This window comes from Acidibrevibacterium sp. (assembly GCF_049965395.1).
In the GTDB taxonomy this organism is placed as follows: Bacteria; Pseudomonadota; Alphaproteobacteria; order Acetobacterales; family Acetobacteraceae; genus Acidibrevibacterium; species Acidibrevibacterium fodinaquatile.
In genome coordinates, this window is the sequence record NZ_JBMFWJ010000015.1 from 1 (window position 1) to 13,663 (window position 13,663).

Annotated in this window: 8 protein-coding genes; 7 read left to right on the forward strand and 1 reads right to left on the reverse strand. The window is 69.6% G+C overall.

From position 1 onward, the window contains the following. Nucleotides 1–60 precede the first annotated feature (60 nt). From lysA to ACP5M5_RS06610, 7 genes are all read left to right on the forward strand, one after another. The gene (gene lysA, locus ACP5M5_RS06580; protein WP_427936304.1) at nucleotides 61–1,386 is read left to right on the forward strand and encodes a diaminopimelate decarboxylase; all 1,326 of its coding nucleotides are present in this window, start codon (nucleotides 61–63) and stop codon (nucleotides 1,384–1,386) included. Continuing rightward, nucleotides 1,383–4,040 (forward strand): DUF4175 domain-containing protein, encoded by a 2,658-nt coding sequence (locus tag ACP5M5_RS06585; RefSeq protein ID WP_427936305.1) that lies wholly within the window; start codon nucleotides 1,383–1,385, stop codon nucleotides 4,038–4,040. The genes lysA and ACP5M5_RS06585 overlap by 4 nt, the downstream gene beginning before the upstream one ends. 242 nt (nucleotides 4,041–4,282) lie before the next feature. Continuing rightward, the gene (locus ACP5M5_RS06590) at nucleotides 4,283–4,765 is read left to right on the forward strand and encodes a MarR family winged helix-turn-helix transcriptional regulator (RefSeq protein ID WP_427936306.1); all 483 of its coding nucleotides are present in this window, start codon (nucleotides 4,283–4,285) and stop codon (nucleotides 4,763–4,765) included. Nucleotides 4,766–4,768: 3 nt separating this feature from the next. Next, nucleotides 4,769–8,236, forward strand: a complete 3,468-nt coding sequence (locus ACP5M5_RS06595; protein WP_427936307.1) for an FAD-dependent oxidoreductase — start codon at nucleotides 4,769–4,771, stop codon at nucleotides 8,234–8,236. A 22-nt stretch (nucleotides 8,237–8,258) separates the two neighbouring features. Continuing rightward, nucleotides 8,259–9,452, forward strand: coding sequence for an amidohydrolase family protein (locus ACP5M5_RS06600; protein WP_427936309.1), 1,194 nt, complete (start codon nucleotides 8,259–8,261; stop codon nucleotides 9,450–9,452). A 68-nt stretch (nucleotides 9,453–9,520) separates the two neighbouring features. Then, a complete protein-coding gene (locus tag ACP5M5_RS06605; RefSeq protein WP_427936310.1) occupies nucleotides 9,521–10,408 on the forward strand; it encodes an alpha/beta fold hydrolase in 888 nt (295 codons plus the stop codon). Nucleotides 10,409–10,496: 88 nt separating this feature from the next. Next, nucleotides 10,497–10,754, forward strand: coding sequence for a hypothetical protein (locus ACP5M5_RS06610; RefSeq protein ID WP_427936312.1), 258 nt, complete (start codon nucleotides 10,497–10,499; stop codon nucleotides 10,752–10,754). On the opposite strand, the gene ACP5M5_RS06615 is transcribed toward ACP5M5_RS06610, so the two are convergent. Next, nucleotides 10,708–13,620 carry an ATP-dependent DNA helicase gene (locus ACP5M5_RS06615; protein WP_427936313.1) on the reverse strand — a complete coding sequence of 971 codons (2,913 nt, stop codon included), beginning with the start codon at nucleotides 13,618–13,620 and terminating at the stop codon, nucleotides 10,708–10,710. The genes ACP5M5_RS06610 and ACP5M5_RS06615 overlap by 47 nt on opposite strands. Between the last annotated feature and the right edge of the window lie 43 nt (nucleotides 13,621–13,663).

Genomic DNA, 13,663 nt, shown 5'->3' on the forward strand with positions numbered 1-13,663 from the left:
GCGCCCGGCCCGAAAGACCAGATCACCTACCCCCGCGTCTATCCGCCGTATTGAGCCGCCATGGACAACGATCTCTCCGGACCCGATCCCACGCCCGCCGACCTCATCGCCGCGCGGCCGCCATTTTCTTACCATGCGATGGATGGGTTGCTGCTCGAGGGGGTGCCGCTCAACGCCATCGCCGATAGCCTCGGCACCCCGACCTGGGTTTATGCCGCCGGCGTGATGCGGGCGCGCTATCGGGCGCTGGCGGCGGCGCTCGCGGGGCTCGCGGCCATTCATTACGCGGTCAAGGCCAATGACCATCTCGCCGTGCTGCGCCTGTTCGCGTCGCTTGGCGCCGGCGCCGATGTCGTCAGCGGCGGCGAATTGGCGCGCGCACGCCGCGCCGGTATCGCGCCCGGGCGGATCATTTTTTCCGGCGTCGGCAAGACCGAGGCCGAACTCCGCGCGGCGCTGGCCGCGGGGATCGGGCAGATCAACGTCGAAAGCGCCGAGGAACTCGCGATGATCTCGGCGATCGCCGAGGCGATGGGGCGGGAGGTGCCGGTTGCACTCCGCGTCAATCCCGATATCGACGCGAAAACCCATCCCAAAATCACCACGGGGCGCCGCGGCAATAAATTCGGCATCCCGTTCGACGCCGTCCCGGCGCTTTATGCCGAGGCGGCGCGGCTTCCCGGTCTTCGTCCGCTCGGCCTTGCGGTTCATATCGGCAGCCAGATCACGGAGGCCGGCCCCTATCGCGCCGCGCTCACGCGCCTTGCCGGGCTGGTGCGCGATCTTCGCGCCGCCGGCTTGCCTGTCACCCGGCTTGATTGCGGCGGTGGTCTCGGCATCACCTATCGCGATGAGGCGGCGCTCGCGCCCGCGGTTCTCGCTGGAGTCTTGCGCGCGACCCTCGGCGGGCTCGATCTCGATCTCGTGATCGAGCCCGGGCGCTGGTTGGTCGGGCCGGCCGGTGTCTTGCTCGCCAGCGTCGTCCTGGTCAAGAACGCGGCGCCGCGCCCTTTCGTGGTGCTGGATGCGGCGATGAACGACCTCCTGCGCCCGGCGCTCTATGAGGCCTGGCATGGCATCGTGCCGCTCGCGGCGAAAGACGCGAAAGCGCCGCCGATCGCGGTCGATATCGTCGGCCCGGTCTGCGAGAGCGGCGATAGTTTCGCAACCAATCGTCTCCTCCCCCCTCTTGTTCCGGGCTCACGCGTCGCCATTCTGGAAGCAGGAGCCTATGGAGCGGTGATGAGTTCCACCTATAACGCGCGCCCGCTTGCCGCCGCGGCGATGATCGACGGCGCGCAGTGGGCGGTGATCCGGCCGCGCCAGCGCGAGGACGACCTCTGGCGGGGCGAGAGCGTGCCGCCTTTCATCGAGGCGTCGGGGTGACGGCGCCGCGCCGCGAGCCAGCTGCGCCCGCGCTTCCCGGGCTGCGCCGGGCCAGGGCCCGCGCGCGCGTCGTGATTGTCCTCGAACAACTCGGGCCGGCGCTGTGGCCGGCGCTCGGCGTACTCGGGCTCGCGCTGCTCGCGGCCCTCCTCGATCTTCCGGCGCACCTGCCGCCGATGCTGCATGCGGCGCTGCTCGCGGCGCTGGCCCTCGGGCTTGGGTTTCTGCTCTGGCGCGGTGGCCGCGGTCTCGTCTGGCCCGATCGCGCGGCCGCGGAGCGGCGGCTGGAGCGCGCCTCCGGCCTCGCCCATCGCCCGCTTGCTGCCCTCGCCGATCAGCCCGCGCCATTCGGCACAGCGAGCGAGGCGCTGTGGCGCGCCCACCGCGACGCAGTGCGCGCCCGGATCGGGCGGCTTCGCAGCGGCTGGCCGCATCCTGGGCTCGCGCGGCACGACCGCTTTGCGCTGCGCGCCGCCCTTCTCGTCGCCCTCGCCGCCGCTTTGGTGATCGCCGGGCCGGAGGCGCCTTCGCGGCTTCGCCGCGCCGTGACCCCGGATCTCGTTTTCGCCGCGGGGCGGCCGGCGCCGCTTCTCGAGGCCTGGATCACGCCGCCGGCCTATACCGGCCTGCCGCCGCTTTTTCTGCATCCGCCGGGCAGCGCGGTGAGCGTGCCCGCGGGTTCGCGCCTTTCGGTCACGCTGAGTGGCCGCAAGGCGGTGCCGCGGCTCCTGATCGGCGGCCAAAGCGTTGCGTTCACCGCGCTCGACGCCGATAGTTTTCAGATCGAGGCGGCGCTCCCAGAGAGCGGGCGGGTTGCGGTGCGCCAAGGCTGGACGGAGCGTGGCGCGTGGACGGTGACGCTGATTCCGCCAACGCCCCCCGATGTCGCCTTCACCGCCCCGCCGGGGCCTGTCCTGGCCAGTGCGCGTTCTTCCGAGCCGGCGCACCCCGAACTGCGCGTGCCGTGGCAGGCGCATGACCAATACGGCATCAAGACGCTCGACCTCCGTCTTTCGCTTGCCGCGCGGGCGGAGGCGCGGGCATCCGACATCGCCCTGCCGCTTCCCGGCGCCGACCCGAAATCCGCCCACGCGACCGCCATCCTCGATCTCACCGCGCATCCTTGGGCGGGCTTGCCGGTCACGGCGCGGCTGGTCGCGCACAATGAGGCCGGGCTCGAAGCCCAGAGCGAACCCGCCTCCGTCACCCTGCCGGAGCGCCATTTCAGGAATCCGATCGCGCAGACGCTCATCGCCGCGCGAAAATTGCTCAGCCTCGATCCCGACGCGCGGCTCGGCGCCATCGCGCTCCTCGAACGTTCGGCGCAGCGCACGGCGCTGTTTGGCGCCGACTATGGCGGATGGGTCAATTATCGCGCGATCGAGGCGCTGTTGCGCCTGAATCCGGCGCCGGCGGCGGTAAACGAGGCGCAAACGCGGATGTGGCAGCTCGCGTTGCATTTCGAGGAGGGCCACGCCGGCGAGACCGAGCGGGCGCTGGAGGCCGCGCGTCAGAAACTGCACGATGCGCTTGAGCGTCGCGCCGCCGGTGAGAAGGTCAGCCCCGAGGAGATTAACCGCCTGATGCAGCGGTTTCAGGAGGCGCTCGCCGAGCATCTCCAGGCGCTTGCCGAGGAGGCCAAAAACGCCCCGCCGGTCACCGCGCCCGCGCAGCGGATCGATGGTGACAAACTCCGGCAAATGGCCGAACAAATGCGCAAAGACGCCGAGGCCGGCCGGATGGACGCGGCGCGCGCCGAGATGCAGGCGATCGAGCAGCGGCTGGCGGCACTTCGCAACGCCCGCGCCCATCCCCGCGATGCCGCCCGCGAGGCGGCCCGCGAGGCCGCCCGCAAACAGCAGCGCGCGGAACAGGACGCGCTCCGTGATCTCATCCGCCGACAAGGCGCGCTGCTCGATCGTGCCCAGGCGCGCGCCGAGGCGGAGGATGACACTGCCGGCGGGCCGCTTCGCCAACCCGGCGGACTGCCGCTCGGCCTGATGCCCGTCCCGCGCGCGCCGAAGCCGGCCAACCCCGCGCGCGCCAGCGCCGAGCAGCAAGCGGATCAACATGGCGAGGCAGCACTTCGCCAGGCGCTAGAGGCCCTTCGCCGCAAGCTTGGCCAGAATGGTGGTGCGCCTGCCGCCGACGCGGCTGGGCTGCCTCAGCAAAACGCCGCCGCCAATTTCAACGAAGCCGATATGGCGATGCGCCAGGCCGGCACCGAACTCGGCCAGGGCGAGGACGCGGCAGCGGCGGCGGCCGAGCAGCAAGCGTTGAGTGCGCTCGCCAAGGGCGGCCAGGCGCTGGCGCGAGCCGAGGCGGAAACGCGAGACGACAGCGATCAGAACGCCGATGAGCAGGGCGAGGGTGAAAACCAGCTCGGCCAAAGCGGTGGCGAGGCCCAAGGCGGCGACGACGGCAGCGATCCCAACGGCACCGGCCATTCCCGCAGGCTGCGCCACGACCCGCTCGGCCGCGCCATCGAGCAAGGGAGCGCCGGCGCCGACGAAGCGAACGATGTCGCGGTGCCAGACACCATGGAACAGGCGCGGAGCCGCAGTATCGAGGACGAACTTCGCCGCCGCGGCGGCGAACGCGAACGCCCGGCGGAAGAGCTGCGCTATATCGACCGCTTGCTGCAGCCATTTTGACCCGCGCAAGTCATTTCATTATCGCGAACGCCCCCGGTGCGCCACCGGCTCTGGCCAGACCACGCGGATGATACCACGCCGATGATGGCGAGCGACGACGGAGCCGCGGGGCGGCTGAATGGTCTTTTCAAGCCTCTTGACGCCTCGCCCGCGCCGGGTCGATTATTTGTATACAAACAATATCGGCTCTTGCCCCGCGCTTGACACCGGGGCGGGCGGGCTTGGCGAAAGTGAGTAAAACGATGACCAAAGCTGCCGGCATGGGCGCGCCCGCGTGCGACGAGGCCGCCGCTGCTGATGCCCCGGCCTGGGGGGGCTATGTGGTGGAAGCGCAGGCCGGTTTCCTGCTGCGCCGCGCCCACCAGCGCCACGCCGCTTTGTTTCAGGACATGATGGGCGCGCGCGATCTGACGCCGACCCAGTTCACCGCTCTCATCAAGATCGTCACCTGCGGCGCGGTGACGCAAAACCGCCTCGGCCGTCTCGCCGCGATGGATCCGGCGACGATCCAAGGCGTCGTCCGGCGTCTCGTCGCGCGCGGGTTGGTCACCCGCGACTTTGACCCCGCTGACCGCCGCACCCATGTGCTCCGGGCAACCCTGGCAGGGCTTGAAGTGGCCCGCCAAGCCGTGGCATGCGCAACCGAAATCACCGCAGCAACCCTGGCGCCGCTCTCGCCGACGGAGCGGCCTTTGTTTCTCTCTCTTCTCAAGAAGTTGATCTGAACGATGCTGGAACACCCCGCCCCCACGCTCGGCTTTGGCTTCGATTTCCCGTCGCTCGCGACGCGGGAGGGGCTGATCCGCCTCGATCAGGCGTTTCTCGCTGCCCTCGGTGCCGAGGAGCCGGCGCTGGCGACGCGCCTGCTTGCCGCCCGTGCCGCCCCGAAGGCGCTCGCGCCCAAGGATGAAAGCGATCTCGTCATCGCGCTCGGCCGCCATCTCGACCGGTTCGTTGCAAACCTGTTTGGCATCGGCGCCGAGGTCGAGTCGCTTGCCCGCCGCACCCATGAACTCGACCCGATCCACGCCTGCAAGCGGCTTTTCGTCCAGCGCCAAGCGGTGCGGCAATTTCCCGAAGCGACGGGGTTCGACGGCGAGGCGCTGCGCGCTGCGTTCGAGGCGAAACTGGGTGCGCCGCTGACCGAGGCGCGCTTTGCCGCCGCCGTCACTGGGTTCGAGGCCGCCGGCGACGAGGAAGGGCTCGATCTCGCGCGCCGCTATGCCGCCTGGGCGGTGCTGAGTGACGCCGGCCAAGCGCGGCACCGCGATGGCACGCTTTTCAAGGTGCCGCACAAGCCCGATCCCGCTCGCCTCGTTCCCGTCGAAACCATTCTCCGCGACGGCGTCACCATGCTGCGTCTTCCCGAGCATGATTGGCGCGCCCGCGATGGCTTCGCGCTCACCGATCCCGGGATGGGCGACCAACAGGCGCTCGATCAGGTGAATTATTGCATCTGGTGCCACAATCAGGGCAAGGATTCCTGCTCGAAGGGCCTGCGCGATCGCAAAAGCGGCGAATTCCAGAAATCCCCCTTCGGCGTCACCCTCGCCGGCTGTCCGCTCGAAGAAAAAATCAGCGAAATGCACACGCTCCGCGCTGAGGGCGCGGCGATCGGCGCCTTCGCGATCATCGCCATCGACAATCCGATGATGGCGGCGACCGGGCATCGCATCTGCAATGACTGCATGAAAGCCTGCATCTATCAGAAGCAGGATCCGGTCGATATTCCCCAGGCCGAAACCTCGGTTCTGCGCGATGTTCTGGCGCTCCCCTGGGGGGTTGAGATCTATGCCCTGCTGACCCGCTGGAACCCGCTCGACATCCGCCGCCCGCTGCCGCACCCGCAAAGCGGGCGGACGGTGCTCGTCGTCGGGCTCGGCCCGGCCGGGTTCACGCTCGCCCATCACCTGCTCAATGACGGCCATAGCGTGGTTGCGATCGACGGGCTCAAGATCGAGCCGCTCGGCTTCGATCCGCATGTGCCGATCCGAGACGCCGAGACCTTGTTCGAAAATCTCGATGACCGTGCAATGGCCGGGTTCGGCGGTGTCGCCGAATACGGCATCACGGTGCGCTGGAACAAAAACTATCTCAAGCTGATCCGCCTGCTGCTCGAGCGGCGGGCGGGGTTTGCGATGTTCGGTGGCGTGCGCTTCGGGGGTGGGGCGACGCTCTCGATCGATGACGCCTGGGCGATGGGCTTCGATCATATCGCGCTCGCCATGGGGGCGGGGCGGCCGACGGTGCTCGACGTGCCGAACGGGCTCGCGCGCGGGGTGCGCCAGGCCTCCGATTTCCTGATGGGGCTGCAATTGACCGGGGCGGCGAAATTCTCCTCGATCGCCAATCTGCAAATCCGTCTCCCGGTGGTGGTGATCGGCGGCGGCCTCACCGCCATCGACACCGCGACCGAAAGCCTCGCCTATTACGTCCGCCAGGTGGAAAAATTCGCCCGCCGCTATGAAATCCTGATCGCCGAGCGCGGTGTGGACGCGGTGCGCGCCACCTGGTCGGCGGAGGAGCGCGAGATCGCCGCCGAATTCCTCGCCCATGCCGATGCCATTCGCGCCGAGCGCGCGGCGGCGGCGGCGTCCGGCCGGGCGCCGCATTTCGCGCCGCTGCTGGAGTCCTGGGGTGGCGCCACCATCGCTTATCGCCGCCGGCTGATCGACGCGCCCTCCTATACCCTCAATCACGAGGAGGTTGCGAAAGCGCTCGAGGAGGGCGTGCGTTTCGCGGAAGGGTTGACGCCGGTCGCGGTCACGGTCGATCAGCATGGCCACGCTGCTTCTCTGCGCTGCCGGCGCGGCGATGGCAGCGAGGCGGTCTTGCCGGCGCGCGCCATTCTGGTCGCCGCCGGCACCCAGCCCAACACCGTTCTCGCGCGCGAAGATGGGCGCATCGCCCTCGATGGCCGCTATTTCCAAGCGATCGGCGAGGATGGCGCGCCGGTGACACCCGTTCGCGGCCTCGCCAAGCCGGAACGCGCCGACGTGCTGATGCACCGCGCCCCCGATGGCCGCTTCGTCAGTTTTTTCGGCGATCTCCACCCGAGTTTCTTCGGCAATGTCGTCAAAGCGATGGGGAGTGCGCGGCGCGGCTATCCGGTGGTCTCGCGCGTGCTCGCCGCGCGCCCGCCCGCCGCAAGCGATGCCGCCGCGGTGATCGCGCGTTGTGGGGCGGCGCTGGTCGCGCGCGTGCACGCCGTGAACCGCCTCACGCCAACCATCGTCGAGGTGGTGGTGCACGCCCCGGCGGCGGCGCGCGCCTTCCGCCCCGGCCAGTTTTTTCGCCTGCAGAATTACGAGCGCTTCGCCCCGCGCCTCACCGAGCCAGGGATCGGCGAGACCCTGCTCGCGATGGAGGGGCTTGCCATGACCGGCGCCTGGACCGACCGGGCGCGCGGCCTGGTCGCGGTGATCGCGCTCGAGATGGGCGGCAGCTCCGATCTCTGCGCGACGCTCACGCCGGGTGAGCGCGTCGTGCTGATGGGGCCGACCGGAACGCCGACCGAATTGCCGGAACAGAGTGTGGTCGCCCTGGTCGGCGGCGGCCTCGGCAACGCGGTGTTGTTCAGCATCGGCGCCGCCTTGCGCGCGCGCGGCACACGCGTTCTCTATTTCGCCGGCTATAAGAAGATGATCGACCGCTACAAGGTCGAGGAGATCGAGCGCGCCGCCGATGTCATCGTCTGGTGCTGCGATGAGGCGCCGGGCTTCACCCCGGCCCGGCCGCAGGACCGCAGCTTTGTCGGCAATATCGTCGCCGCCATGGTGGCCTATGGCGAGGGCCGGCTCGGCGAACAGGAGGTGCCGCTCGCCGCGTGCGAGCACCTCATCGCCATCGGCTCTGACCGCATGATGCAAGCGGTGGGGGCGGCGCGGCATGGCGTGCTCGCGCCGTTCCTCAAGCCCGGCCACAGTGCCATCGGCTCGATCAACTCGCCGATGCAGTGCATGATGAAGGAGGTCTGCGCGCAATGCCTGCAGCCGCAGATCGACCCGGCGAGCGGCGAGCGAAGTGTCGTTTTTTCCTGCTTCAATCAGGATCAAGGGCTTGACCGGGTGGATTTCCCGGCGCTCGCTGAACGCTTGCGTCAGAACAGTCTTCAGGAAAAACTGACCGCGCACTGGATCGACCGCGCCTTGCGGCGGCTCGGCCTGCGCGCCGCCGAGGCCGCCCGCGCCTCGTAAACCCGAGAGCAGGAGACGTCTCATGGCCCTCGCCGCCGGACCGGAAACCCAGATCGGCAAGCTCGTCATTCGCAATATCGGGCTGATTCTCTCGGGCGCACTCGAAGCGCCCATCCTCGATGCCGACACCGTGGTGGCCGAAGCCGGCCGCATCACCGCGTTCGGGCGCGAGAAGGAGTGCGATACCGAGAATGCCAAGGTGGTGATCGACGCGCAGGGGACGGTGCTCGCCCCCGGCCTCATCGACAGCCACGTCCACCCCGTGTTCGGGGACTGGACGCCGCGCCAGAGCCAGCTCGGCTGGATCGAAAGCTGCCTTCATGGTGGCGTCACCACCATGATCTCCGCCGGTGAGGTGCATCTCCCCGGGCGGCCGCGCGACATCGTCGGCGTCAAGGCGCTGGCGATCACCGCCGAGCGGGCATTCGCCAATTTCCGACCCAACGGCGTCAAGGTCCGCGCCGGCGCGCCGGTGCTCGAGCGTGGCATGGTGGAAAGCGATTTTGCCGAACTCGCCGCCGCCGGCGTGAAGCTGCTCGGCGAGGTCGGGCTCGGCACCGTCAAAGCCGGCTATGAAGCCAAGGAGATGGTGGCGTTCGCGCGCAAATACGGCATCCAAAGCACCATCCATACCGGCGGGCCGAGCGTGCCGGGCTCGGGCTATATCGATGCCGATACCGTGCTCGAAGCCGATGCCGATATCATCGGCCACATCAATGGCGGCCACACCGCCTTGCCGCCCCGGCAAATCCGCTGTCTTTGCGAGGGCTGCGGGCGCGGCATCGAGATCGTCCATAACGGCAACGAACTCGCCGGCCTCAGCGCGCTCCGCTTCGCGCGCGAACTCGGCCAGCTGTCGCGCGTCATTCTCGGCACCGACAGCCCAGCCGGCTCTGGCGTGCAGCCGCTCGGCCTTCTCCGCCTGATCGCTTTTCTTGCGAGTTTCGGCGAAATTCCGGCCGAGACCGCGTTCTGCTTTGCAACCGGCAACACCGCGCGGCTGCGCGCCCTCGATGGCGGCCTGATCGAGGTCGGCCGGGCAGCCGATTTCGTGCTGATGGACCGCGCGCAGCACAGTTCGGGAAAAGATCTGCTGGAAAGCGTGCGCTTGGGCGATCTCCCGGGCATCGGCATGGTGGTGATCGATGGCATCGTCCGCGCCGGGCGCAGCCGCAACACCCCGCCGGCTGAACGCATTCCGGTGATCGTCGCCTGATCTCTCGGCGTTTTCCGGGGCTGGCGCTATAATGTTGAAGAAAATGAAAATGCCGCGAGGAGGAAACCATGCCGCATGCCCGGACCGATGATGGTGTCAACCTGCATTACGAGGAAACCGGCCGCGGCACGCCGATCGTCTTCGTTCATGAATTCGCTGGCGATTGCCGCGCTTGGGAGCCGCAGCTCCGCCATTTCGGCCAGCGCTACCGCGCCATCGCCTATAACGCGCGCGGCTATCCGCCGTCGGACGTGCCGGCCGATCCGACGCAGTATTCCCAAGCCCGCGCAGTTGGCGACATCGTCGCCGTGCTCGATCATCTCGGTATCGTGCGGGCGCATATCGTCGGCCTCTCGATGGGCGGCTTCGCGACCCTCCATTTCGGGCTGACGCATCCCTCGCGCGCGCTCTCGCTCACGGTTGCCGGGTGCGGCTATGGCGCCGAGCCGGAGGGGCGGGCGGCGTTTCAGGCCGAGGCGGAGGCGACGGCGGCCTATCTCCAACGCGAATCGATGGCCGATTTCGCCGCCAAATATGGCGACGGGCCGACCCGGGTGCAGTTCGCCAATAAGGATCCGCGCGGATTTGCGCAGTTCCGCGCGATGCTCGCCGAGCATTCGGCGCTGGGTTCGGCCAATACCCAGCTCGGCGTGCAGCGCGCCCGGCCCTCGCTCTATGATCTGACGCAAGAGATGGCGCGGCTCGATGTGCCGACCCTGATTCTGACCGGCGATGAAGACTGGCCCTGCCTCAACCCCGCCCTCCTGATGAAGCGCACCATCCCGACCGCCGCACTCGCGGTGATGCCGAATTGCGGTCACACCATCAATCTCGAGGATCCCGATCAGTTCAACCGCATCGTCGGCGAATTCCTCGCCCAGGTCGACGCCGGACGCTGGCCGACGCGCGACCCGCGCGCCCTCGGCCGCTCCGCGACCGGCATGCTGGCGCCGTGAGGCGGTTGCGAAATATCTACCGGACGCGCTATATGTAAGGCAATGAGTTGCGAATGATTCGCAAAACCTACGGAAGGCGACCCGAGCCATGGCCCAGGCTAACATCCCCTCCGGTCACGATCGGCCGATCAGCCGGCGCTGCGAACGCGCCGTGGTCACCGCCTATCGCGAGCTGCGTAGCTTTGGCACCCCCGATCCCGACGCGTTCCGCAGCTGCACCACGCTCTATCGCATCCACCATCCGGAGGCGTCGCTGAACGAAGCGCGCCGTCTGGTCGCGGAATGGATCGACCATCACGTCATTCGTGACGATCCCGGCCCGACGCCGGGCTGCGGCTGCGACTGAGCGGCGGCGTTGTCGCTGTCTCGGCCACGCCCGCAGTGAGAAACGCCGCCGTCGCCGCGACCGCTGCGGCGAGGCCGCTGCGCTGGATCGGAACCCCCTCGGGAAACGCGGAATAAAGCCGCGTCGGCAGCCGCCGGTCGAGCAGCACGAACACGCCGCGATCGCCATCACGGCGAATCAGCCGCCCGAACGCCTGGCGCAGGCGAAGCCGCACCAGCCGGTCATCATAAGCCCCGGGCGCGCCGCCGGAGAGATGGATCCGCCGCTCGCGGTGCAGGATATCGGGGCGTGGCCACGGCACTCGCTCGAACACCACGAGGCGTAACGCGCGGCCCGGCACGTCGACGCCATCGCGCATCGCATCGGTCCCCAAAAGACAGCTCTCCTCCTCGGCGCGGAAAATATCGACCAATGTTGCGTTGTGCATGGCATCGACATGCTGGGCGTAAAGTGGAATGCCGGCCGCGGCGAGCGCCGGGGCGAGCCGGGCATGCACCGCGCGAAGCCGGCCGATCGCGGTGAAAAGCCCGAGCGCGCCGCCGTGCGCGGCGAGGAACAGGGCGCGAAAGGCGCCGGCGAGGGCGGCGATGTCGCCACCGGCGACGTCGTCGACGATAAAGACCCTGGTTTGCGCTGCGTAGTCGAATGGGCTGGGGAGTGCCGCGCGCACCGCCGGGCCCGGCAGATACTCCGCCCCGACCCGAGCCTCGGCGGCTTCCCAAGCGGCAACGGGATCGCCCGCACCCTCGTCGCGCAGCGTCGCCGACGTGATCAGAATGCCGTGCGCGGGCGCGGCAAGGGTGGCGGCGAACGGCTCGGTCGGGTCGAGCCAGTGGCGATGGAGGCCAACTTCGATCCCGCCGCCAGGCAGCGTCTCGCGGCGCAGGAAAGCGATGAAACGCGGCCGCGTGCCGGGTGCGGGCGGTGGTTCGGCAAGCGCCACCAGCATCTCGCGCCACGCCGCCAGCCGCTCCAACGCGCGCCGGCCAAGGGTGCGGCAGGCAGCGGCGATGCGGTTGCGGGTCGCGCTGTCGAGCGTCTCCGCCGCATCCTCGAGCCGCGTCTGGAGCCGCGTGCGCAGCGCAGCCAGCGGCGCGGCGAGACGCGCAAGCGCCCGTTCCAGCACCGTCGCGGCGGCGATGACGGCGGGGTCGAGCGGGTGGAGATTGACCTCGAGCGGCATCCGCGTGCTTTCCGGTTTGGGGGCGGCGCCGGGCGTGCGCGCGAGGATTTGGCGGTTGAGGGCGTGGAAAAACGCCTCCGCTGGGTTCGCCGGGCCAATCGGATCACCGGCGAGATCGCCGCTTTCTGGCCCCTCGCCGCCCGCGAGTCGGCCCGCCCAGCCGGGTGCCGGCAAGGCCCGCGCCGCGACCAGCGCCGCCTCCAGCGCGGCCTCGAGCGGCGCGAGCCCCGCGACCAATTCGCCGACCCGGGCGCGCAGGCCGCGGGCGCGCGAGCGCGACCCCTCGGCCCCGAGCAGCCAACGGCGCAATTCCGCGGCCTCCACCCCCGATAGCACGGCGGCGAAAGCGGCATCGGCGGCGTCGAACAGGTGGTGCCCCTCGTCGAAAACATAGCGGGTCGGCACCGCGCTCTCCTCCGCGCCCTCGCCCCAGTTCCAGAAATGCGCCGCCTGATTCATCACCAAGGCGTGATTGGCGATGACCAGTTCAGCACTCTCGGCGCGGCGGATGGCGTGCTCGACGAAGCAGCGCCGCCAATGCGCGCAGGCGGCGTGGATGCATTCGCCGCGCCGGTCGGCGAGCGCCAGGATCGCGCCCTGGCCAAAAAGTTCGGCGAACCAGCCAGGAAGATCGCCGCCCTGGATGTCGCCGTCATGGGTTGCGAGCGCCCAGCGCGCAATCAGCCCGAGCGCGAGCGGCGGGACGGTAAGCCCCATGCCCTGCGCCGCGTCCTGGAAATTGAGCAGGCAGAGATAATTCTCCCGCCCTTTGCGCACCACCGAAAGCCGCCGCCGCGCCGCCGGATCGGGATAGAGGCGGGCGAGTTCGCCCTCGATCTGGCGCTGCAAATGCCGCGTGAAGGTGCTGATCCACACCGGCCCCTGATTGCGCTGCGCCCAGAGACTCGCGGGCGCGAGATAGCCCAGCGTCTTGCCGGTGCCGGTGCCGGCCTCGGCGAGCACGAGATGCGGTGCGCCACGCGCGGCGCGCGGGGCGAAGGCTTCGGTCGCGGCGGCGGCATAGTCGGATTGCCCGGGGCGCGCCTCGGCGTCGGCGCCGAGGATCTCCGCGAGCCGCCGCCTGGCCTCGGCGGCGCCGACGGGATGCGCCGAAGGCGGCGGCAATGGCGCCGTATCCGGCCATTCCGGCAAACGCCGCCAGACCGCGAGCGCCTCCGCGGACGGCAGCGCCGCCGGCTCATCGAGCGCCGCCAGCACCGCCTCGGTCCAGCCCCAGCCGGCGCGCCCAAGTCCCGCGGCAAGCGCCGCCGCGTCGCGGTTGTGCGGCAGCCGGCGGGCGCGGGCGAGGTCGGCAAGCAGGGACGCGGCAAACCCCGCGAGCAGGCCGACCTGCTCGGCGGGATCGGGGCCGGGCGATGGGTGATCGAAAAAGCTGGCGAGCCCGCGCGGCGTCGGCACCAGCGCCCGCGCCGGGTGGACGAAGGCGAAGAGTTCGAGAAGATCGAGCGCCGGCCGCGGCCGGATGCCGAGCCGTCGCCACACCGCCGGGGCATGCACAAGAAGCGGCGGCGGCAAAGCGGCGAGGGGGCCGGTGATGGCGGCAGGCGGCCCGGCGATGATCTCGCCCGCCGGGGTCAAAAGCGCCGCCCGCCCCTCGACGGCGACCAGAGCGGGGGATTGCCGCGGGGACGAGGCGAGGGGCGGCGAGGATGATTGTGACATTGCCGAATTATAAGGCGTCTTGCACATTGACCAAGATCGGGGT